The 20,230-nt window shown below is 72.6% G+C and carries 21 protein-coding genes and 1 riboswitch; of the genes, 7 read left to right on the top strand and 14 right to left on the bottom strand.

Annotation, left to right across the window (positions count from 1 at the left end):
- Nucleotides 1–13: 13 nt before the first annotated feature.
- Nucleotides 14–823 carry an MIP/aquaporin family protein gene (locus tag ACZ4FV_RS16800; RefSeq protein ID WP_395860985.1) on the top strand — a complete coding sequence of 270 codons (810 nt, stop codon included), beginning with the start codon at nucleotides 14–16 and terminating at the stop codon, nucleotides 821–823.
- A gap of 78 nt (nucleotides 824–901) precedes the next feature.
- Nucleotides 902–2,416 (top strand): glycerol kinase GlpK, encoded by a 1,515-nt coding sequence (gene glpK / locus ACZ4FV_RS16795; RefSeq protein WP_395860753.1) that lies wholly within the window; start codon nucleotides 902–904, stop codon nucleotides 2,414–2,416.
- Between the two features lie 67 nt (nucleotides 2,417–2,483).
- Here the strand turns inward: glpK and ACZ4FV_RS16790 are convergent, their stop codons facing one another.
- The 3 genes from ACZ4FV_RS16790 to ACZ4FV_RS16780 form a co-directional block, all read right to left on the bottom strand.
- On the bottom strand, nucleotides 2,484–3,851 hold the full coding sequence (locus ACZ4FV_RS16790) for an NtaA/DmoA family FMN-dependent monooxygenase (protein WP_402238004.1): 1,368 nt from the start codon (nucleotides 3,849–3,851) through the stop codon (nucleotides 2,484–2,486).
- Nucleotides 3,852–3,912: 61 nt separating this feature from the next.
- A complete protein-coding gene (locus ACZ4FV_RS16785) occupies nucleotides 3,913–5,139 on the bottom strand; it encodes an LLM class flavin-dependent oxidoreductase (protein ID WP_465322835.1) in 1,227 nt (408 codons plus the stop codon).
- A 383-nt stretch (nucleotides 5,140–5,522) separates the two neighbouring features.
- Nucleotides 5,523–5,705, bottom strand: coding sequence for a hypothetical protein (locus tag ACZ4FV_RS16780; protein ID WP_395860759.1), 183 nt, complete (start codon nucleotides 5,703–5,705; stop codon nucleotides 5,523–5,525).
- Between the two features lie 36 nt (nucleotides 5,706–5,741).
- Nucleotides 5,742–5,853, bottom strand: a riboswitch (SAM riboswitch).
- A gap of 230 nt (nucleotides 5,854–6,083) precedes the next feature.
- Here ACZ4FV_RS16780 and ACZ4FV_RS16775 point away from each other — a divergent pair.
- A complete protein-coding gene (locus ACZ4FV_RS16775) occupies nucleotides 6,084–6,179 on the top strand; it encodes a putative leader peptide (protein ID WP_395860761.1) in 96 nt (31 codons plus the stop codon).
- Between the two features lie 221 nt (nucleotides 6,180–6,400).
- Nucleotides 6,401–7,117, top strand: coding sequence for a GNAT family N-acetyltransferase (locus ACZ4FV_RS16770; RefSeq protein WP_395860763.1), 717 nt, complete (start codon nucleotides 6,401–6,403; stop codon nucleotides 7,115–7,117).
- Between the two features lie 153 nt (nucleotides 7,118–7,270).
- Here the strand turns inward: ACZ4FV_RS16770 and ACZ4FV_RS16765 are convergent, their stop codons facing one another.
- From ACZ4FV_RS16765 to ACZ4FV_RS16735, 7 genes are all read right to left on the bottom strand, one after another.
- On the bottom strand, nucleotides 7,271–7,504 hold the full coding sequence (locus ACZ4FV_RS16765; protein ID WP_395860764.1) for a hypothetical protein: 234 nt from the start codon (nucleotides 7,502–7,504) through the stop codon (nucleotides 7,271–7,273).
- Complete coding sequence (locus ACZ4FV_RS16760) at nucleotides 7,501–7,917, bottom strand: hypothetical protein (protein ID WP_402237995.1); 417 nt, start codon at nucleotides 7,915–7,917, stop codon at nucleotides 7,501–7,503. The genes ACZ4FV_RS16765 and ACZ4FV_RS16760 overlap by 4 nt, the downstream gene beginning before the upstream one ends.
- A gap of 206 nt (nucleotides 7,918–8,123) precedes the next feature.
- On the bottom strand, nucleotides 8,124–9,584 hold the full coding sequence (locus ACZ4FV_RS16755; RefSeq protein WP_395860768.1) for a sensor histidine kinase: 1,461 nt from the start codon (nucleotides 9,582–9,584) through the stop codon (nucleotides 8,124–8,126).
- A gap of 44 nt (nucleotides 9,585–9,628) precedes the next feature.
- Entirely contained in the window at nucleotides 9,629–10,393 is a 765-nt protein-coding gene (locus ACZ4FV_RS16750; protein WP_402237992.1) for a response regulator transcription factor, read from the bottom strand.
- Nucleotides 10,394–10,575: 182 nt separating this feature from the next.
- Nucleotides 10,576–11,088, bottom strand: a complete 513-nt coding sequence (gene msrA, locus ACZ4FV_RS16745) for a peptide-methionine (S)-S-oxide reductase MsrA (protein WP_395860772.1) — start codon at nucleotides 11,086–11,088, stop codon at nucleotides 10,576–10,578.
- 195 nt (nucleotides 11,089–11,283) lie between these two features.
- On the bottom strand, nucleotides 11,284–12,957 hold the full coding sequence (locus tag ACZ4FV_RS16740) for an alpha/beta fold hydrolase (RefSeq protein ID WP_465322834.1): 1,674 nt from the start codon (nucleotides 12,955–12,957) through the stop codon (nucleotides 11,284–11,286).
- A 301-nt stretch (nucleotides 12,958–13,258) separates the two neighbouring features.
- Nucleotides 13,259–13,645, bottom strand: coding sequence for a nuclear transport factor 2 family protein (locus ACZ4FV_RS16735; RefSeq protein ID WP_395860776.1), 387 nt, complete (start codon nucleotides 13,643–13,645; stop codon nucleotides 13,259–13,261).
- 463 nt (nucleotides 13,646–14,108) lie between these two features.
- Here ACZ4FV_RS16735 and ACZ4FV_RS16730 point away from each other — a divergent pair, with 463 nt between their 5' ends.
- Both ACZ4FV_RS16730 and ACZ4FV_RS16725 read left to right on the top strand, forming a co-directional pair.
- Nucleotides 14,109–14,861, top strand: coding sequence for a hypothetical protein (locus ACZ4FV_RS16730; RefSeq protein ID WP_402237986.1), 753 nt, complete (start codon nucleotides 14,109–14,111; stop codon nucleotides 14,859–14,861).
- Nucleotides 14,854–15,567 (top strand): class F sortase, encoded by a 714-nt coding sequence (locus ACZ4FV_RS16725; protein ID WP_402237984.1) that lies wholly within the window; start codon nucleotides 14,854–14,856, stop codon nucleotides 15,565–15,567. The genes ACZ4FV_RS16730 and ACZ4FV_RS16725 overlap by 8 nt, the downstream gene beginning before the upstream one ends.
- A 106-nt stretch (nucleotides 15,568–15,673) precedes the next feature.
- Here the strand turns inward: ACZ4FV_RS16725 and ACZ4FV_RS16720 are convergent, their stop codons facing one another.
- Both ACZ4FV_RS16720 and ACZ4FV_RS16715 read right to left on the bottom strand, forming a co-directional pair.
- On the bottom strand, nucleotides 15,674–17,176 hold the full coding sequence (locus ACZ4FV_RS16720; RefSeq protein ID WP_465322833.1) for a DUF6777 domain-containing protein: 1,503 nt from the start codon (nucleotides 17,174–17,176) through the stop codon (nucleotides 15,674–15,676).
- 147 nt (nucleotides 17,177–17,323) lie between these two features.
- Nucleotides 17,324–18,085: a TetR/AcrR family transcriptional regulator gene (locus ACZ4FV_RS16715; protein WP_395860783.1), complete on the bottom strand. Its 762-nt coding sequence runs from the start codon at nucleotides 18,083–18,085 to the stop codon at nucleotides 17,324–17,326.
- Between the two features lie 117 nt (nucleotides 18,086–18,202).
- On the opposite strand from ACZ4FV_RS16715, the gene ACZ4FV_RS16710 reads away from it, so the two are divergent.
- Entirely contained in the window at nucleotides 18,203–18,424 is a 222-nt protein-coding gene (locus ACZ4FV_RS16710; RefSeq protein WP_395860785.1) for a hypothetical protein, read from the top strand.
- 67 nt (nucleotides 18,425–18,491) lie between these two features.
- On the opposite strand, the gene ACZ4FV_RS16705 is transcribed toward ACZ4FV_RS16710, so the two are convergent.
- Nucleotides 18,492–19,271, bottom strand: coding sequence for an ABC transporter permease (locus tag ACZ4FV_RS16705; protein ID WP_465322832.1), 780 nt, complete (start codon nucleotides 19,269–19,271; stop codon nucleotides 18,492–18,494).
- Nucleotides 19,268–20,179, bottom strand: a complete 912-nt coding sequence (locus ACZ4FV_RS16700) for an ABC transporter ATP-binding protein (protein WP_465322831.1) — start codon at nucleotides 20,177–20,179, stop codon at nucleotides 19,268–19,270. The genes ACZ4FV_RS16705 and ACZ4FV_RS16700 overlap by 4 nt, the downstream gene beginning before the upstream one ends.
- Nucleotides 20,180–20,230: the final 51 nt, after the last annotated feature.

The following is a 20,230-nucleotide window of genomic DNA, read 5'->3' as shown; positions in this document are numbered from 1 at the left end:
GCGGGTGGATCCGGTGTCCCCGCCGAGTGGACGGTGGGCGCTCCGGGGTGAGCTGATCGCCGAGTTCGTCGGCACGATGGTGCTGATCCTGTTCGGCACGGGCGTGGTGGCCCAGGTCGTGGCCGCGGACCTGGGTGATCACGACAGCATCGCCTGGGCCTGGGGTCTGGGGGTGACCTTCGGGGTGTACATCGCCGCCCGCACCTCGGGCGCGCATCTGAATCCGGCGGTGACGGTGGCGTTGGCCGCCTTCCGCGGCTTCCCGTGGCACAAGGTGGCGCCGTACGCGGTCGCCCAGACCGCCGGGGCGTTCGTCGCGGCGCTGCTGGTGCGCTGGAACTACACCGAGGTGCTGGCCCAAGCCGATCCCGGGCACACGATCAAGACGCAGACCGTCTTCTCGACGTTGCCGGGCAACGGCACATTCCCGGTCAGCGAGTGGGGCGCGCTGCGCGACCAGATCATCGGTACCGCGATCCTGCTGCTGGTGATCATGGCACTCACGGACGTGCTCAATACCGCGCCCAAGGCCAATTTGGGTGCGTTGTTGACGGGCCTGTTGGTGGTCGCGATCGGAATGGCGTTCGGTACCGACGCCGGCTACGCGATCAATCCGGCCCGCGACTTCGGTCCTCGGCTGGCCAGCTTCCTGACCGGGTACGGCGGAGCCTGGCGCGACCAGTACGGCAATCTCTACTTCTGGGTGCCGATCGTGGGACCGTTCCTCGGTGGCCTGATCGGGGCGGCCCTGTATCAACGGCTGATCGCGCCGTTCCTGCCCGCGGCGGAGCAACCGCCGGGCAGAGTGGTCGAAGCCGACTGACCGACGTACGCAACGGGCAGATCCGACGTCGCGCGGCCACGGCACCGGGGTCGGCGTCGCCACAGTGGAGGGTTGGAGATGGCGGATTTCGTCGCGGCAATCGATCAGGGCACCAGCAGCACCCGTTTCATGGTCTTCGACCATGCCGGCAACGTGGTCGGACGCCAGCAGTTGGAGCATCGGCAGATCATGCCGCGCGCGGGGTGGGTGGAGCACAGCCCGGTGGAGATCTGGGAGCGCACCCGTTCGGTGATCTCCAGTGGGCTGAACCAGTACAACCTCACGCCCGCCGACTTCGCCGCGCTGGGCATCACCAATCAGCGCGAGACCACGGTGGTGTGGAATCGGCGCACCGGCCGGCCGTACCACAACGCCATCGTGTGGCAGGACACCCGGACCGACCGGATCGCCCACGCGTTGGAGCAGGACGGCCGGGGCGAGGTGATCCGGGCGAAGGCGGGCCTGCCGCCGTCGACCTACTTCGCGGCGGGCAAGGTGCAGTGGATCCTGGAGAACGTCGACGGGGTGCGCCAAGACGCCGAGCGGGGCGACGCGATCTTCGGCACCATCGACACCTGGTTGTTGTGGAACCTGACCGGCGGGGTCCGCGGCGGGGTGCACGTCACCGATGTCACCAACGCCTCGCGCACGATGCTGATGGATCTGCGCACGCTGGACTGGGACGAGGAGTTGTTGTCCTTCTTCGACATCCCGCGGAGCATGCTGCCGACCATTCGCCCGTCGGGCTACCCGGACGGCTACGGCGAGTCGCCCGACACGAGTCCGCTCGTGGGCATCCCGTTGACCGGCACGCTGGGCGATCAGCACGCGGCCACGGTGGGGCAGGTGTGTTTCGCCGAGGGCGAGGCGAAGAACACCTACGGCACCGGCAACTTCATGCTCCTCAACACCGGCAACCGGATCGTGCGCTCCGAGCACGGTCTGCTGACCACGGTCGCCTACCACTTCGCGGGGCAGGATCCGGTGTACGCCCTGGAGGGCTCGATCGCGGTGACCGGGTCGGCGGTGCAGTGGTTGCGCGACCAGTTGCACATCATCAAGAAGGCCGCGGACAGCGAGACGCTGGCCCGCCAGGTCCAGGACACGGCCGGGGTGTACTTCGTGCCGGCCTTCTCCGGTCTGTTCGCGCCGTACTGGCGCAGCGACGCGCGCGGCGCGATCGTCGGCCTGGCCCGCTATCACGACGTGGGCCACATCGCCCGGGCCACGTTGGAGGCGATCTGCTATCAGAGTCGTGACGTGGTCGACGCGATGGCCAAGGACTCGGGTGTGGGGCTGAGCGTGCTGAAGGTGGACGGCGGGGTCACCGAGAACAGCCTGTGCATGCAGATCCAGGCCGACGTGCTGGGGGTGCCGGTGATCCGGCCGACCGTCCCGGAGACCACCGCGCTGGGCGCGGCGTACGCCGCCGGTCTCTCGGTCGGTTTCTGGCGCGACACCGACGAGTTGCGGGCCAACTGGAACCAGGACGCCCGTTGGGAGCCGGAGTGGGACCGCGAGCGCCGGGAGAGCGGTTACGCGGACTGGAAGCGGGCGGTGCAGCGCACCTTGGACTGGGTGCCGAACGGGTGAGGCCGGCCGTCGGGTGGATCGCGGGGGTCGCCCGGGCGGGCGGCGCCGCGATCCACCCGACCGGGTCTCACGCCACGCGTGCCGCGGCGCCCTCCTCCCGGACCGGCCCGATGCCCAGGTTCTCGCGCAGGGTGCCGCCGGTGTACTCGGCGCGCAGCGAGCCGCGTTCCTGGAGCAGCGGCACCACCTTGTCGACGAACTCGTCGAGGCCGGTGGGGGTCAGGTGCGAGCCCAGGATGAATCCGTCCGAGCCGTCCTGCTGCACGAACGTGTCGATCCGCTCGGCCACCTGTTCCGGGGTGCCGACGAACTCGGTGCGGCCGAACACGTGGATGGCCAGGTCGCGCAGCGAGTACGAGTTGGCCTCGGCCAGTGCGCGCCACTCGGCCACCCTGCGGTGGGCGTCCTCGGCGATCCGGGCGCGACCGCGGATCACCGGCGGTCCGTCGGGGTCGGGTTCCACGTCGGGCAGGGGTCCGTCCGGGTCGTAGCCGGACAGGTCGCGGTTCCAGACCGTCTCGAGCAGGATCTGCGCGGTGCGTCCGCCGATCTGGCGCCGGGTGATGTCGCGGTGCCGCTCGACGGCGTCGGCCTCGCTCTCGCCGAGCACGAAGGACGCGGACGGCAGCAGCTTGACCGAACCGGCGGGCCGGCCCAGGCGGGTGGCCCGGGCCTGTATGTCGCGGTAGAACTCCTGGGCCTCGTCCAAGCGGTGGTACGGGGAGAAGATCGCGTCCGCTCCGCCGGCGGCGAAGTCGCGACCCTGCGGCGAGACGCCGGCCTGCAGGATCACCGGCCGGCCCTGCGGGCTGCGCGGTGTGCCGAACCGGCCGGCGATGTCGAACTGCTCGCCGGTGAACGAGAATTCGCCGGCCTTGGGATCGCGCAGGAAGACGCCCGCCGCCCGGTCGGCGGCCACCGCGTCCGCCGCCCAGGAGTCCCACAGTTCGCGGGCGGCGGCCAGGAACTCGGCTGCCCGGGTGTAGCGGTCCTCGCGGTCCAGGAAGCCGCCGCGGCGGAAGTTCGCGCCGGTGAAGGCGTCGAAGGAAGTGACCACGTTCCAGCCGGCTCGGCCCCCGGAGAGGTGGTCGAGTGTGCTCAACTGGCGGGCCAGTTCGTAGGGTTCGTTGAAGGTGGCGTTGACCGTGCCGATCAGGCCCAGGTGTTCGGTGACGGCGGCGAGTGCGGTGAGCACGGGCAGGGTGTCGGGGCGTCCGACGATGTCCTGGTCGAAGATCAGGCCCAGGCGTTCGCGCAGGGCCAGGCCCTCGGCGAGGAAGAAGAAGTCGAATCGGCCGCGTTCGGCGGTCTGCGCGACGTGTTTGAAGGAGGAGAAGTCGATCTGGCTGCCGGCTTCGGGGTCGGACCACACGGTGTGGTGGTTCACGCCTCCCACGTAGGCGCCGAGGATGATCTGTTTGCGCGACGTGCTCATCGGGATGGGTCCCTTCGGACGATTGCCGGGACGGCGGTGGGGCTGGTGGACTCGGCGCGGGTCACGCCGCGGCCGTGGGCGTCGCGTAGCGGCTCGCCGGGCGCGGCAGGCCGAGTCGGGTGCGCAGCGAACCGGCCGTGTACTCGGTGCGGAAGACGCCGCGGCGTTGCAGTTCGGGCACCAACTCGCGGGTGATCGCCTGCAGATCGTGCGGCAGCGCGGCCGGGCGCAGGCGGTATCCGGTCAGGCCGGCGCGCTGCCAGTCCTGGAGGAGGTCGGCGAGTTCGGCCGCGGTGCCGGTGAACACGTGTGCGTCACTGGTGTACTCGGTGCCGTCGAGGTCGTCCAGCCGGGCCTTGCGCTCGCGGGCCGCGGTCGCGGTGTCGTCGAGGAAGACGACCAGGTCGCCGAAGACGTGCACGGTCTCCGACTCGCGTGCGGCGGCGCGTTGTTCGGTGCGGATCTCGGTGACGATGGCGAGCGCGTCGTCGTGGTCGCGCGGCGTCACGTACACGACGTCGGCCGAGCGGGCGCCGAGCCGGTACGGCACGGTGGAGTGGGCGAGCACGGTGACCGGGGGTTGGCCCTGGGGCGGGCGCGGCACGGTCGAGGGCCCGCGGACCCGGAACCTGGACCCGACGAAGTCGATGTAGTGCACCCGGTCGCGGTCGATGAACCGATCGGTGGCGGCGTCGCGGATCTCCGCGTCGTCCTCCCAACTGTCCCACAGTCGGCGTACCACCTCGACGAAGTCCTCGGCCTCGGCGAAGCTCTCCGCGACGGCCGCCTGCACCTCGGGTCGGTGGTAGTCCTCGATGGAGAACGGCGCGTGCTCGCGGCGGCCGAAGTGCGTGTTCTCGGCCGGGCGGGACACCTGGGCACGCCACCCGGCGCGGCCGAGGCCGACGTAGTCGAGCGTGGCGATCGCCTTGGAGACGTGGAAGGGCTCGGTGTGCGTCACGGTCGCCGTCGGGATCAGTCCGATGTGCTCGGTCACCGGCGCGACGCGGGAGGCGATCAGTACCGCGTCCAGCCGGCCGCGGACCTGGTCGGTGCGGGCGTCGAAGCCGTCGAAGCGGGTGGACTGGGGTGACAGCGCGTCCTCGATGGTGACGAAGTCGAGCAGGCCCGCCTCGGCCTCGGCGACCAGGTCGGTCCAGTAGCGGGCGGTGAACAACTCCTCCGGGCGGGCGTCGGGTTCGCGCCAGGCGGCGGGATGCCAACCGGCTCCGTCCAGCGCGAGGGCCAGATGCAGGGGGGTGGGGACGGGGGTGTTCGGGGTGGTCATCGGTAAATCTCGCTTTCGGGTGGATGACGACGGTGGTCGGCGACAGTGAGTGGCAGCGGCGAGCGGTGACGATGGGGACGACCGCGGGTGACGACGGTGAGTCACGGGCGGGCGGCACGACGCGGCGCGGCCGATCGCCCGGCGGCCTGCTCCGTGCGATGGTCGGCCGGGAAGGGGTCTCATGGGTGCCCGGCGGCGGGTGGGCGCCCGCTCCCGAGCGTTCGGCGGGTGCCGAACACTCGGGATTTCAGGGCGGGTTCGTCCGGGAGCAGGCGTCCATGGCGGAGCCGGCTCGACGGCGGACGGGCACGGTGACGCGACCTCGGGCGGGCGGTGCCGCGGCTTCGCGGCGCGTACGGCTCGGGGTGGCGGGTGCTAGTGGATCAGTGACACAGGGAGCCGGCGGAGCGGCGCAGATCGATGAACAGGCGCCGGGTCAGCCGGGTCCGGGGCGACGTCGCGCGCCGTCCGCGGGTGCCGATCGTGCTCTCCCGGCGGCCGGCCGAAGTCGGGACGGCGGGCATGGTGGCGGCGCGGTGCTCCACCGCGATCACGCACCTGCTCATGACATCGTCCCCTTGCCCCCGGGCCCGTCGAGGCGGGCCCCGCGATTGCCCCGCGAGTGACGCGCGGCCGTGTCCTCACCCGGGGCACCCCGTCGCGAAGGAGGGTTGCCGGCCGACCAGCCGGGGCTCGATGTCGGCACTCGTGACACGTACTGCGGCGCCGACCGGTATCGGCCGACATCGCGACGCTAACGCAGCCCGCCGGGTCTTGTCCATCGACCCGGACGGTGGCAACGACGCGGCCGGGCATGCCTCTTGCCGCTCCCGGATCGGCGCCCCGAAGGGGCGGATCCGGCGCGGCCGCGGGCGACGCGGGTCGCGGTGTCACACCGTGGAAGCCCTTTGACGGGGCGCGATCAAGCTCGTAGCCTGCCGATCATGCAGGCCAGGATCCGGTTGGCGACCCGCAGGCACATCGACCTGCTGCGGGTGAGCAGTGCCGCGTGTCGCCTCGGCCTGCCCGGCTCCCGCTGAGCCGTTCCGACCGGTGCCGTGGCCGGCGGGTCCCGAGGGGATCGGCAGGTCGGTCCCTCGACGTGCCCGCAGCGGCCTTTTCCCGGCAGGGCCAAGGGTGTTCGGTGTGGCGTCGCCCGATCGGGCGCGTGGGCACCGGCCGATCCGGCCCTTCCTCCCCTGGTGACGCGAGAGCGGAGTGGATCGACGATGTCCCGAGCCCGGTCGATGATCGGCACGCCATGAACGATGTGCGCGTGCTGGACAACGTGGCCTATTCGTCCCTGACCGGCCCGCACGCCGGGCTGGCCGAACGCAAGGGCCGGGTCGTGCGCTATCGCGCCGACGTGGCGCCGTTCATGGCTCTGCCCGACGACCCCGGTCCGGCGGACTGGGCGGATCTGGCCGCGCTCGCCGGCCCGGGTGCGGTCGTACCGCTGGCCGACGGCGAGGAATTGCGGCCGCCCGCGGCGTGGGAGGTGGTGATGCGGATGCGCGGTGTGCAGTTGGTGGGTGACGCGGTCTTCGGCATACCCGACGACTCGCTCGTCCGGCTCACCGACGCCGACGTGCCCGAGATGCTCGATCTGGTCGCCCGTACCCGACCGGGCCCGTTCCTGCCGCGCACGATCGAACTGGGCACGTATCTGGGCGTTCGACACGACGGCGCGCTGGTCGCGATGGCCGGGGAACGGTTGCGCCCGCCCGGCTGGACCGAGATCAGCGCGGTGTGCACCGATCCGACCCGGCGCGGACGGGGTCTGGCCACCCGGCTGGTGCTCGCGCTGGTCGCGCACATCACCGCACGTGGCGACACACCGTTCCTGCACGCCGCGGCCGAGAACGTGAACGCCATCCGCCTGTACGAGTCCCTCGGCTTCCGACTGCGCCGCACCCCGGCCTTCGTCGCCGTGCGCGTTCCGGCCGACGAGCCGGCCGAGGGCGTGGCGCGGGGCTAGCGGCGAGGTCGTTCAGGGCCCGGCGGGCCGGCGGGCCGGCGGGCCGGCGGGCCGGCGGGCCGCCCACGATCGGGTGCGGCCCGCCGGTGTGCGTACCGCTGATGTGCGCGACGCCGGGTGCTCGAGGTCGGGTGTGCGCCCGGGCCCGCCCGGTCAGCCCGGCGGGGTCTCCGGGGCGTCGGCGTCCCGGTCGGCCCGGTCGGCCGCCTGTTCCGCCTCGGCGAGGATGGCCGCCGGGTCCGTCGGTGCGCCGGTGGGAGCGACGCGGGTGCCGGCGGGGACCGGTCCGCCGCCGCTGTCGTCCGATCCACCGCACGCGTTCAGCGCGGTGCCCAGCACGAGGACCGCGATCAGGGCGGCACCGGCCCGACGAGGTGCGCCGGTCACTTGCCGGCGGCAGGCTGCCGCGCGTCGCACCAGGTCTTCACGTTCGCCAGATCGGTCTTGCGCTGCCGCAGTTCGGGCAGCAGGCGCTGACGGGTGGTCAACCTGTCGTTCAGGTAGGTCTTCACCGCCGGGCGGTCGAGCCGGTCCGCGGTGGCGATCCGCTCTTGCAGGTGGGCGATCGACCCCTTGACCACGGCGGCGCCGTTCAGCCGCTCGATCGCCTTGTCCAGCCGGGTGTCGATCGCGGGGAGCCGCTTGCAGATGGCGGGCTTGTGCTTGTCGGCGCCGGGCATGGGGCCGGCCTGCGCGGCGGGGGCGGCGGCCAGGCCGGCGATCGTGGTCAGCGCCGCGAGGGCGCCGAGCGTCGCGAGACGGCGGGGTGCGCGGGTTCGCGCGGTGTTACGGCGAGACATGGTGCTTCTCCCGAGTTCACGGTTCACCACTCCGGTGCGAGGTGGCGTGCCGCGACGGTATGACCCTGTTCTGTGGGGTTCTTGTGGGCTGCCTGTGGGCTTCGTGTGAGGCCGGTGCGGTGGCCGGCCCGACCTTCGCCGGCGCCCGAACCCGGCGCTCGGTGACCGCTCCCGGCGCCGGTCCCACTTCCGGTTCGGCCGCGCGTTCAGCCGCCGGCCGCCCGTGCCGCCGGTTCCCGAGTCAACCAGTCGTGCCGGATCCCCCGGGTCCGGCTCGGCTCCACGTCCGGGCGCCGAAGCGGCAGCACGACCTCGACGCGGGTGCCGCGCCCGGTCGGCGGGGTCCCCACCGTGACGCGTCCCAGGTGCAGGGCCACCTGTTGGGCGACCAGGGTCAGGCCCAGACCCGCACCGGGGCTGTCGGGGCCCCGCCGGAACCGCTCGAACACCGCCTCGCGGCGCTCGACCGGTATGCCGGGTCCGTCGTCGTCCACCCGGATCCGGGCCCCGTCCACCCCGGCCTCGACCCCGATCCGGATCGAGACCGCGCCGTCCGGTCCGCGCCCATGCACCAGCGCGTTGCCGATCAGGTTGTCCAGGAGCAGCCGCAGCCCCGGTCCCAGGCCGTCGATCCGGACCTCGTCCTTCGGAGCGGACACGACCACGTCCGCGTCGGGTCGGTGGGTGCGCGCGTCGCGGGCCGCCGCGTGAGCCAGTTCGCCGAGATCGACCCGCTCGAAGGACTGGCCGTCGGCCAGATCGCCCTGCGCGAGCGCGCGCAGGGACGCGAGCAGCGACAGGATCCGCTCCTGCCCGGCCGTGAGGTCGGCGACGATCTCCGTACGCTCGGCCGGCGCCAGTTCGGGGTAGGTCGCGAGCACGTCCAGGTCGGTGCGCATGCCGGTGAGCGGTCCGCGCAGTTCGTGGTCCACCGTCGCGGCGAACGCCCGGGCCGTCTCCAGCGCCTCCCGGGTCCGGGCGGTCTGCGTGTCGTAGCGACCCAGGACCGCCGCGAGCGTGCGGCCGAGATCGTCCACCTCGGCGACCCCCGACGCGATGTGCACGTCCGGGCGCGCCGCGTCGTCCGGTTCGATCGCGGCCGCCCGCCGCCGCAGCGCCCGCAACGACCGGGTGGCGGTGCTGCCGACGGCGAGGCCGGCGAGCGCGGAGACGGGTACCGCGAATCCGGCCACCACGTACACGCGCCGGCGCAGCAGCGCGGTGCGCGCGTCGGTCTCCGAGGTGGGCTGGAACACCCGCAGCGTGCCGCTCGCGCCGAGTGGGCGGCTGACCATGCGCCACGCCTTGCCGCCGGCACGCACGGTGACCGGGCTCCGGCGCCTCGCGTCCGGCAGCGACACGCCCGCGGGCGGTTGGGGCCCGGCCGACACCGGGCCGCCGGGCAGTTCGACCCGTACGCCGAGGTCGAGCGCACCGTCCAGCAGCCGGTTCTCCCGGGCTCGTACGGCGTTCTCCCGCTCGTTCTCCACGGCACGCACCAGGGCCCGCGCGTCGGGTGCGAGATGGTCGGCGCGCTGCCGCAGGGCCACGTCCTGACGGTGGGTCACATCGGCGGTGACCCACCGGACGACCAGGGTTCCGGCGGCGATCACCAGCAGCGGGACGAGCACGCCCACCGCCAGCGCGATCCGGGTGGACAGCCGCATGGCCGGTCTACGGCGCGTTTCGCGGGCCCGGTCCGGGGCGGCGGTCACCGCCGGCCGTCCGGCACCCGCAGCACGAAGCCGACGCCGCGCACGGTGTGCAGCAGGCGCGGTCGGTCGCCGGCCTCCAGTTTGCGGCGCAGATAGCTGACGAAGGTGTCGACCACGTCGGTTCGTACTTCGAAGTCGTATCCCCAGACGCGGGCCAGCAGTTGATCGCGGGTCAGCACCTGGCCGGCGTTGCGCACGAACACGTCGAGCAGGGCGAACTCGCGGCCGGTCAGGTTCACCGGCTCGCCGTCGTGGGTGGCCAGGTGCGCGGCGCGGTCCAGCACGAGCGGGCCCGCGCGCAGCACCGAGTCCGTCGCGGCGTCCGGTGGGCGGCGGCGCAGCAGCGCCCGCAGCCGCAGGTCGAGTTCGCGCAGGTCGAAGGGTTTGACCAGGTAGTCGTCCGCGCCCGATTCCAGGCCGGTGATCCGGTCGGCCGTCTCGTCCCGGGCGGACAACATCAGGACCGGGGTCTCGATGCCTCGGGCCCGCAGCGTGGCGCAGACCTCGATGCCGGAGCGGCCGGGCATGGCCACGTCCAGCACGATCGCGTGCGGTGCCCGCGGCACGGGGCGCTCGGCGCTGCCCGTGAGGTCGAGCGCGGCGGCTCCGTCCGACGCGAGCAGCACGTGGTAGCCGGCCAAGCGCAGGCCGCGTTCGAGGGCGCGGCGAATCGCGGGGTCGTCGTCGACGACCAGGACGCGCGGCGGATCGCCCGGGTCCCGGGGCCGATGCTCGTCGTCGATACCTGGTGTCGTGGTCATCGTGTGCCGTCCCGCGTTCGCCGGCCTCCCGGAGGTGGGGAGACTCTACGTTGATCCGCACGTGGATCCGCGGTGGGGGACGCGACCGGTCGGCCGACAGTTCCACCCACCGCGCCGGGCGCGGGCCCGGCCGAACGACCTCGCGCCCCGCACCGTACGGTGCGGGGCGCGAGGATTGCGGGTCAGGCGTGCGTACGGCGCGGCAACTTCCAGCCGGGGCGGGGGAAGTGGCAGGTGTAGCCGTGCGGGTAGCGCTCCAGGTAGTCCTGGTGCTCGGGCTCGGCCTGCCAGAAGTCGCCCAGCGGCTCCACCTCGGTGACCACGTCACCCGGCCACAGGCCGCTGGCCTGCACGTCCGCGATGGTCTCGATGGCCGTCGCGCGCTGCTGCTCGTCGGCGAAATATATCGCCGAGCGGTAGCTCCGGCCGATGTCGTTGCCCTGCCGGTCCCGGGTGGTGGGGTCGTGGATCTGGAAGAAGAACTCCAGGACGTCGCGGTACGTCGTCACGGAGGGGTCGAAGAGGATCTCGATCGCCTCGGCATGGTCGCCGTGGTTGCGGTAGGTCGCGTTCGGGACGTCGCCGCCCGAGTAGCCGACCCTGGTGGCGGTGACCCCCGGCTGCTTGCGGATCAGGTCCTGCATCCCCCAGAAGCATCCGCCGGCCAGAACCGCCTTCTCCACCTGAGCACTCATGTCGCAACTCCTGACTGCCTCGACTACTCACCCGGGAAGAGAACAAGCGACGCGAGGCGGGTGTTCCCGCCGGTCGCCGGGGCCGGGGCTGGATACCTTCATCGTATCGACCCCGGCCCCGGCCCCGGGGGCTCCGATCCGGATCGACGGTCCGGTCGGCCGGGGCGGGTCGGCCGATCCGGTCGGCGATCCGGGTCAGTCGATCCGGTCGAACCCTTCGTCGCGGCCCGGTCCGGCCGCCCGCTCCGCGCGGGGCGCCGCCGCGGCGGTCGGGTCCACCTCGTCGGCACAGACCGTGCCGCGCGGTGGGAGGTCCAGATCGGTCAGGTAGGCCGTGGCCGCCGCCTTGGCACACGCACTGCGGCCGAAGGCGGTGTGCCCCTCGGCGCGGAAGGTGAGCAGCCGGCCGTTGTCCAGCCGATCCGCCAGCGCGACCGCGTCCCGGTAAGGGGTGTCGGGGTCGCCGGTGGTGCCCAGGACCAGGATCGGCGCGGAGCCCCACGCCCGGTACGAGCCCTGGTGTCGGCTGACCCGCTCACCGGTCCACTGCACACAGGCCGGGGCGTGGTTGTGGTCGTAGGTGGGCGGGCCGAAGCCGATGGCCGGGCCGAGCAGCGGCGCGTCGCGGACGTTGGCCCGCACGTTGCGCTCCAGTCGGCCCGGGTCCTTCGGGTAGACGCGGTCGACACACTCGACGGCGATGTTCGCGGTGAGGAAGTCGAAGCTCGCCGGCGACGGCGGTCGAAGCAGGAACGCCGTACCGTCGCGCAGCTCCGCCTGCCGCAGCGCCGCGCCGAACGCGGGCCAGATCGCCTTGCCCTCGTTGATGTTGAACATCAGTCGATACACCAGGGTGTAGCCGTTGGCGAGCGCTCCGGACGGGGTGACCACCGGGCGCGCGTCCAACTCGGACACCAGCCGGTCGAAGGCGCCGCGCGCGTCGCCGCCGCCGAACCCGCAGCCGGTCGGGTCGGCCGAGCACCAGTCCAGGAAGCGGCCCATCGCGCCGTCGAGGGCCAGATATTGCGGCCGGTCGTACTCGTAGGGGCGGTTCGCGTAGCGCACCGGGTCGTACCCGCCGTCCAGCACCATCGCGCGGACGCGCCCCGGGTATCGGTCCGCGTACACCGTGCCGACGAAGCTGCCGAACGAGCGTCCGTAGAAGGAGAGCCGGCGCTCGCCCAGGGCCTGTCGCAGCAGGTCCAGGTCGCGGGCGACGTAGTCGGTGCCCATGAACGGCAGTACGTCGCCGGCCTTGGCGGCGCACGCGGCGTCGAAGTCCCGCGCGGTGGTCACCGCGCGCCGGTACGCGTCGGGGCCCGGGTGTCCCGGCGAGGCCCCGATCTCCTGGGCGTAGCGGACGTCGTCCCAGCACTCGTACGGGGCGCTGCGCCCGATTCCGCGCGCGTCGAAGCCGAATACGTCGAACCGGTCCCGCAATTCGGCGGGCAGCGCGGCGTGGTTGCCGCGCACGAAGTCGACCCCGGAGTTGCCCGGTCCGCCCGGTTGCATCACCAGGGTGCCCAGCCGCCTGCTCGGATCCGCGGCCCGGTGTCGGATCACCGCGAGGGTGAGGGTACGCCCGCGGGGGTCGCGATAGTCCAGCGGCACCGCAGCGTTCGCGCACTCGAAGGTCGCGTCCTGGGCGCAGGGTGCCCAGGCCAGGGTGGGTGTGGGCGGTGCGCTCTCGGCGGTCGCGGCGGCGGCGTTCACCGAGCCGGCCCCGATCACCGACAGGCCGGCGACCACGATCGCGGCGACCCGCGTACGCAGCGCGCGCCGCCGGGTCGGGCCGGCCGGACGGTCCCGACGCACGAAGGCGCGGGTGGGGTCGTTTGCGGATGGTAAGGCGTGGCGGTCGGGTGTCATGGTTTCACCGATTCCGTTCCGGGAGTGCGCGGTCGGGCTCGTGCGAAATATCGCAGACCGGCCCGCTCCCCGTCGCCGGAACACGTGGGATCACCCGCCCACCGCCCCGGCACCAGGCCCTGTCCGGCGGATCGTGGTGGATCGGGCCGCGTCGTGAGCGCAGCAAGGAGCCCGAAGGGCGGATGCCGTGCATCGGCGTGCCGGGGAAGCAGCCGCATAGTGGTTGTATTCGGCTGTTTCTCCGGTGCGGCGAGGCGCGGTGCCAGGCGGCGCGGACCCACCAGGATCCGCCGGACAGGGCCTAAAACGCGTCGACGTCGATCGAGATATGGCCCGGGCCCATGGCGCAGACCCGCCACTTCCCGTTCTCCCGGCGCAGGTCGACGTTGTAGGGAGAGGCCGAATGGTCCTGTCCGGTGACCTTCACGTTGACCGTGGCCGTGTCGTCGGTCCGGGTGGAAGCAACGAGCGAGAAGCTGAACCCGGTCCCCTCGCCGGCCAGGATCCGATGCGCGTCCGCGCCGTTCGCACCGGCGCAGGCGCCGTAGAGCGCCGCGGGTGAACCGCCGTCGGCGACCGTACGCAGATACTCCCGCGTGACGTCGTGCTCGGCCCCGTCGAACGCGGTCGGAGCCGGGGCGCACGACACGGCCGCCAGGGCCGCCGCCACCCCCGCGACCCGAAACACCTTCCGTGATCCCGCTGTTCGCCCACCGGCGCCACGCACCACGGTCCCCCACTCGGATGTACGACCGGACGCGGTTGTACGGCCGGTGGATGGTAGCGCGGTCCGACCGCCGATTGGGGGCTTCGGGCCGACCCATCGGTCACCCCGGCCAAAGGTTGATCCGCTTCGCTGTTCGAGCGCGTGTGTTCTTCCGTCGGCCCGTCGGCACCGCCCACGGGCGCCTCATTTCACGTCCGGCCGAGAAAACCGCCGATGACGCGCAACTCACCCCAGCAATACCGGAGTTGGTCGCTTTCGACCGGCGGGATCGGCTCCCGACCCGAAGAGCGGTGATCACCCATAAGTGTTACTTAGCGCTACTAAGGGTGATTTTCGCAATATATGAGGCAACTTTCCGCAGTGCCGTCGCGTTCCCCATCGGATCGCCGATCACGCGCCGGCTGCGAAGGAGAGATCGTCCCTGATGCGTACCACTCGTGTCTTTTGCAGCACCGTAGCCGCCGGCCTGTTGGCCGTAGCCATCGGAGGCACCGCCACGGCCGCCGAGGGTCCCGGCCCGCAGACCAAGGACATCAAGGCCGAGGCGTCAGGCGCCGACAGCGGATCCGGCGCGGAGCAGGGCAAGAAGGGGAACGGTGCCCCGACTTGCCCCCGTCCGGCGCACGACTGCTCGAGCAAGCCGGCGCACAAGCCCGCCGAGAAGCCTGCGGACAAGCCCGACCACAAGCCGGCCCACAAGCCGAGCAGTAAGCCGGCGGACAAGCCCGACCACAAGTCGGAGCACAAGCCGAGCCACAAGTCGGACGGCATCGTCATCGGCCACGTGACGAACACCGTCGTCACGAACAACCACATCAGCCACACGACCAACAGCTACGTGGTGAACAACCACAAGACGGTCGTGGTGGACCACCACAAGCCTGTCAAGCACCCCGTCAAGCACCCCGTCAAGCACCCTGTCAAGCACCCCGAAGCGGTGAAGCCGGCCCCGCACAAGCCCGTGCACAAGCCCGCCGCGCCCGTCCACAAGCCCGAAGCCCGTCCGGAGGCCAGGCCGGCCGGCCAGACCAAGCTGCTGCCGGTCGGCGCGGTGGCCGGCGGCGCGGGTGGCACCACCGAGTCCGACAACAGCCTCCTGGGTCTGGGCGCCGCACTCGCCGTCGCGGGTGCCGGGGCCGGTGCGTTCGCGCTGCGCCGGGGCAACCTGCGTGGCTGACACACCTTTCGTCCATCGCGCCGGCCGCCGCCTCCTGCTGGTGGCGGCCGTCGCGGTGCTGGTCTGCGGCGTCGTGCTCGCCGTGCTCGGTTATCAGGAACGACGTCCACCCGCCGCGGCCACGGCCGCGCCCAAGGTGGTGTCCACGCACGCGCCCGCCACGACGCCCACCGGCGGCCCGGGCGGCCCGAATGGCCCTGCCGACCCCGTCCCTCCCGCCGCGCCGGCGGTCGAGGGCCCGATCCTCGCCCGCGCCGAGCCCGCCTCGGTCGACATCCAGGAGATCGGCCTGCATGCCCCCGTGACCTCGGTCGGGCTCGGTGCGGACGGCGCCGTCGAGGTTCCGCCCCCCGATCCGGAGCGTCACGCCGGCTGGTACAACCAGGGACCCACGCCGGGCGAACTCGGCCCCGCCGTAGTGGTCGGCCACCTCGACTCCGCCTCCGGCCCGGCCGTGTTCTACGACGTCGGCACCCTGCACCCGGGGTCGACCGTGGAGATCCACCGCGCGGACCGGAGCATCGCGGTGTTCACCGTCGACTCCGTGGAGCGCTTCGCCAAGGCCGAGTTCCCCACACAGCGGGTGTACGGCGACCTGAACCGGGCCGAGTTGCGCCTGATCACCTGCGGCGGCGACTACGACCCCGACAACGGGGGCTACCAGGACAACACCGTGCTGTTCGCACACCTGACCGGTTCACGCTGACTCTCCGCGTCCCCTCTTGTCCCCCACCGACAGCGGCCTCCCGCCCGGGAGTTCGGCCGGGCCCGGCGATCCGCCCGGCCCGGCCGACGCGATTTCCCGGTGCCGGTCAGACCACGCGCAGCGGGGCGCCGGCGGTGCGACCCGAGCCCAGGCCGTCGGCGTGGATGCGGTAGTCGCCGGGGGCGGCCCCTTCGCGAACCGAGATCGAGGCGGATCCGGCGGTGTCCGCCGTGACCGTGGTGATGGTCCCGGAACCGGCCCCGGTCCAGCGGAAGGTGATCCGTTCGCCGGGGCGGAATCCGGCCGCGCGCGCCGTGTAGGAGGCGCCGACCGCGACGGTGCTCGTGGAGAGCGTCAGGGTCGGCGCGGGCGCCGCCGGCGACGTGGCGGCCACCACGCGCAGCGGCGCGGCGGCGATCCGGCCGAACACGGCCCCCCGGGCCAGGATGCGGTAGTCGCCCGGAGCCGCGCCTTCGCGCACCGAGATCACCGCCGTCCCGTCGCGGTTCGCGGTGACGGTGTCGATCGTTCCGGTACTGGCTCCGGTCCATTGGAAGGTGATCCGCTCTCCGGGCTCGAAGCCGGCCGCGCGCGCGGTGTACGACGCGCCGACGGCGACCGTGTTCGTCGACAGCGTCAACGTCACCGGCGGCGCCGCGGTGCGCGAGGGGCTCGTCGGCCCGACGCTTCGACCGCCGGGGCGGTTGGTCGAGGTGGTGGGCGCGGACCGGCCGGGCGCGGGCAGCGTCGAGGTGGTGGGCGCCGATCGGCCGGGCGCGGGCAGCGTCGACGGGTGGTCCGAGGGAGGCTTCGGTCGGCGCTCGGAGGTGGTGTCGGCCTCGCCGGCGGTCCCGGTCGGCCGCACGATCGTGACGTCGGGGCGGTCGAGGTCGGTCAGCACGATGCGGGACATCGGGCCGCCGTCGCCGCCGGTGACGGCGACGACCGCGCGCTTGTCGTACACCCGCTTCCAGGCCGGGGTCAGACCGTTCGGCTTGATCCGGTCCGGCGCCTGGGCCAGGGCGGTGAGCGGGTTGCCACAGCCGCACTTGACCACCGGCCGACCCCACGGGTCGACCAGCACCGCCGTACCCGCCTGGAGCAGCGCGGGGTAGCCCTCCGCCGTGCCGCCGCGGAACCGGTGGTTGCGCACCAGCGCGTCCTGGCGCAGCAGAACGGGCGTGGTGCGGGCCACGAAGTCGTCGATCTGCGCGATCGTGATGCCCAGGGCGGCCGTCCACGCGGCGGCCTTGACCGGGTCGGCCGCCAGCAGCGCGACGAGCCTGGGCCGGTCGCAACCGGGCACGTCGCGCGCGACGCCGTACAGACCGGGGGTGTCGCCACGACGACGGCCGCCGTCCGGCGCCGGGTGCACGTCGGCCCGGTCCCGGCCCACGCGCTCGAAGAAGGCGGACGCGGTGGCCGTGACGGCCGCTTCGGCGGTCACCTCCACGGCGGCGCGGGCGAGCAGCGCGCAGCCGCCGACGGCGGATCCGAGCGTCGTCGCCGCGAGCACGCCGGCCACCGCCGTGCCCGTTCGACGCGGGAGGTGAAGCGCGGTGTGTGCGGTTCGGCGAGCGACCGAACGCGGGTGCGAGAACCGGTACATGGAGGCATCCCTTCGCCTGGGGGCCGCGCGTGACGACCCGTTCGGTGGGGATGTGCGTCCGCGCCCGGATTTCTCTCCGAATCCGCGGGAACTTCTTTTTTCGCGACCCGCCGCCCACGAGGGGCCGGGTGCGGATCCGCGTGAGGATCAGTCCGAGACGACCGCCGTCGGGAAGATCCGGGCCAGGTGGTAGTCGATGACCACCCGCACCTCCGCGAGCGAGCGGCGGTTGTGCAGAACGTCCAGACCCAGCCCGGTGACCCCCGACACCAGCAGGTCCGCCTCGTGCCCGGCGTCCAGGCCCGGCGCCACGAGCCCGGCCGTGCGACCCGTCTCGATGATGTCCGCGACCATGTGCTCCAGCGGTTGTTCGGCGGCCAGGAAGACCTCCGCGAGCTCCGGGTCGGTCAGACTACGGGCGTAGTAGGCCGCGAACACCCGCAGCGCGAAGCCGCGTTGCTCGTCCATCGGCAGGAACTCGCCCAGGATCGACCGCAACAGCCCGGGGATGTCACCCGCGTCGGTCGGAATCCGGGTCCTGGCGAGCCGACCGTTCTCCTCGTGCAGCAGGCGCAGCGCGTCGACCAGGAGGGTGTGCTTGCCGGCGAAGTGGTACTGGACCAGCCGCAGGGACACGCCGGCCTCCGTCGCGATCCGGCGCATGCTCGCCGCGTCCAGGCCCTGTTCGGCGGCGATCCGCCACACCGCCTCGGCGATCCGGCGCCGTTGCCGGGCCCGGACGTCCCTGGGCCGGGCCTCCGTCGGCGCGGTCGCGACGGGTGGCTGCTTGCGTCGACGATACGCCCGGGCCTGGCAACTCCGGGAGCAGTACAGGGCGGGACGACCGCGGTGCGACCCGGCGATGTCGGCGCCGCACATCCGACACCCCGACCCTTTTTCGTCACGCATGGTGCTCATTCTAGCGTGCGCTTTGTGTGACGAAACGTAACTATTGCTGCTTGCAAAGGCAGATTTCGGCCATCTCGCTGATACGTTCGTAACGCGGGACGTTGAAGGAGGGAGTCCATGAGACATGACGTTCGACAGATCCTGGGCATGGTCGTGATGGTGGCCTTCGGACAGGGGTTGGTCCGACTTCTCTTCGGCGACGACGAGCGCGGGCTGCTCCCGTGGCTCCCGGGTGGCTTCGCGCCGGCGCTCCTCGCCTACTCCGTGCTCACCGCCGCCGGCGCGCTCCTCGCGGCCCGCGGCTACACCCGCGCCAGGGCCCTGGGGCGCCGCGAATGACCGGGACGTGCGCAGGCCCTCGGGCGGGTTCGGGGCACCGGCTCCGCGCGCCCGATCAGCGCCTCGATCACTGGTCCCGGCGGCGGATCCGGATCGCGGCCACGGTCGGCGGCACGACCGCGTAGGCACCCATCACCGCGGCGGCGGCGATCGGCGGCAGGGTCGTGCCGTAGATGGAATAGGGGTTGCCGGTGCCCGCCAATTGACCCGGAAGGCTGTCGAGAGCGAACGAGCCGGCCCGTGCGTCCCAGGGCGCGGGCAGGTTGTGCGCGACCATCGGAACGACGTACAGGAGACCGGCCACGGCGCTGATCGTGCCCGCCGTGGACCGCAGCACCGCGCCCAGCCCGTATCCCACCAGCGCGGCCACCGTGATCGCCAGGCTCTGCGTGATCAGCAGACCGGTCGTGGGAGCACCCGCGTCGGTGTAGGCGGGGATCGGCCGGTCCCCGACCACGGCCCGGGTCAGGTAGGACGTGGCGAACACGCAGACCGATCCCAGCGCCAGGGCGAACGTGCCGACGACCGCCGCCTTCGCCCACACCACGCGTCCGCGCCTGGGCACCGCGACCAGCGTGTCCCGGATCATGCCGCCGGCGTACTCGGAGGTGATCGTCAGCGCGCCGAGCACGGCCATACTCATCTCGGCGACGGTCAGGAAGAGCGGTTCCAGGGGCGACATGGAAAAGTGCGCGCGGTCCGTCGCCGACAACCCGTCCCAGGTGTGCGCGCCGTACGCGGCGAGTGCGCAGGTGCCGGCCATGGCGACGGCGAGCGCGGCCAGGACGATGTACGTGGAGCGCACGGTGCGCAGCTTGAGCCATTCCGCGGCGAGCACGTCGGTCATCGCGCCGGCTCCGTCGACACGAATTCGAGGCGGCCCGCCGTCAGTTCGACGTACGCCTCCTCCAGCGAGGCGGTTCGCGCGCGGATTTCCCACACCGGGATGCCGCGGGTCGCGGCGAGGTCGCCGATGTCGTGCGGTTCGAGCCCGCGCACCAGGAGGCGGCCGTCCGGCTCCGACGCCACCGTCGCGCCCGCGGACACCGCGGCCGAGGCCAGTTCGCCCGCGCGCGGCGAACGCACCAGTACACCCCGGGCGAAACGATCGGTGAGCTCGCGCACGGAGGTGTCGGCGATCAGACGCCCTTCGGCGATCACGATCAGGCGATCGGCGGTCAGTTCCATCTCGCTCATCAGGTGGCTGGAGACGAAGACCGTGCGGCCCTCGCCGGCCAGGGCGCGGATCCGGTCGCGGAGTCGGCGGATGCCGTCCGGATCCAGGCCGTTGGTCGGCTCGTCCAGGATCAAGACGCCGGGATCGCCGAGCAGCGCCGCGGCCAGTCCCAGTCGCCGGCGCATGCCCAGCGAGAATCCGCCGACCCGGGTGCGACCGACCGCGGCCAGACCGACCTGTTCCAACGCCGCGTCGACGTTGCGGCGCGAAAGGGCGTTGCTGCGGGCCAGCCAGCGCAGGTGGTCGACCGCGGTCCGTCCGGCGTGCGCGGTGTCCGCGTCGAGCAGCACACCCACCTCGCGCATCGGGCGCGGCAGTTCGGCGTAGGCGCGGCCGTTGATCCGGGCGGTGCCGTGCGTGGGCGCGGCCAGGCCGAGGATCAGCCGCAGGGTGGTGGACTTGCCGGCGCCGTTGGGGCCGAGGAATCCGGTCACCACACCGGGACGCACCACGAAGGACAGCGCGTCGACGGCGACGACCCGCCCGTATCGCTTGGTCAGGTCTTCCACTTCGATCATGCGGATCACCCTCGGGTGCCCGGAGGCCTTGGCACATCGGGCGGCCGACTG

The sequence above is a fragment of the Embleya sp. NPDC025285 genome (assembly GCF_055558835.1).
Note: the sequence above shows the minus strand (reverse complement) of the source record. Positions and strands in the feature narration are given on the sequence as shown.

Bases quoted from the DNA above. Each gene is read 5' to 3' on its own strand.
- ACZ4FV_RS16740 (WP_465322834.1), bottom strand. From the start codon at position 12,957: ATGACACCCGACCGCCACGCCTTACCATCCGCAAACGACCCCACCCGC.
- ACZ4FV_RS16785 (WP_465322835.1), bottom strand. From the start codon at position 5,139: ATGACCACCCCGAACACCCCCGTCCCCACCCCCCTGCATCTGGCCCTC.
- ACZ4FV_RS16755 (WP_395860768.1), bottom strand. From the start codon at position 9,584: ATGCGGCTGTCCACCCGGATCGCGCTGGCGGTGGGCGTGCTCGTCCCG.
- glpK (WP_395860753.1), top strand. From the start codon at position 902: ATGGCGGATTTCGTCGCGGCAATCGATCAGGGCACCAGCAGCACCCGT.
- ACZ4FV_RS16730 (WP_402237986.1), top strand. From the start codon at position 14,109: ATGCGTACCACTCGTGTCTTTTGCAGCACCGTAGCCGCCGGCCTGTTG.
- ACZ4FV_RS16700 (WP_465322831.1), bottom strand. From the start codon at position 20,179: ATGATCGAAGTGGAAGACCTGACCAAGCGATACGGGCGGGTCGTCGCC.
- ACZ4FV_RS16770 (WP_395860763.1), top strand. From the start codon at position 6,401: ATGAACGATGTGCGCGTGCTGGACAACGTGGCCTATTCGTCCCTGACC.
- ACZ4FV_RS16760 (WP_402237995.1), bottom strand. From the start codon at position 7,917: ATGTCTCGCCGTAACACCGCGCGAACCCGCGCACCCCGCCGTCTCGCG.
- ACZ4FV_RS16775 (WP_395860761.1), top strand. From the start codon at position 6,084: ATGCAGGCCAGGATCCGGTTGGCGACCCGCAGGCACATCGACCTGCTG.
- ACZ4FV_RS16750 (WP_402237992.1), bottom strand. From the start codon at position 10,393: ATGACCACGACACCAGGTATCGACGACGAGCATCGGCCCCGGGACCCG.
- msrA (WP_395860772.1), bottom strand. From the start codon at position 11,088: ATGAGTGCTCAGGTGGAGAAGGCGGTTCTGGCCGGCGGATGCTTCTGG.
- ACZ4FV_RS16715 (WP_395860783.1), bottom strand. From the start codon at position 18,085: ATGCGTGACGAAAAAGGGTCGGGGTGTCGGATGTGCGGCGCCGACATC.
- ACZ4FV_RS16780 (WP_395860759.1), bottom strand. From the start codon at position 5,705: ATGAGCAGGTGCGTGATCGCGGTGGAGCACCGCGCCGCCACCATGCCC.
- ACZ4FV_RS16720 (WP_465322833.1), bottom strand. From the start codon at position 17,176: ATGTACCGGTTCTCGCACCCGCGTTCGGTCGCTCGCCGAACCGCACAC.
- ACZ4FV_RS16790 (WP_402238004.1), bottom strand. From the start codon at position 3,851: ATGAGCACGTCGCGCAAACAGATCATCCTCGGCGCCTACGTGGGAGGC.
- ACZ4FV_RS16705 (WP_465322832.1), bottom strand. From the start codon at position 19,271: ATGACCGACGTGCTCGCCGCGGAATGGCTCAAGCTGCGCACCGTGCGC.
- ACZ4FV_RS16710 (WP_395860785.1), top strand. From the start codon at position 18,203: ATGAGACATGACGTTCGACAGATCCTGGGCATGGTCGTGATGGTGGCC.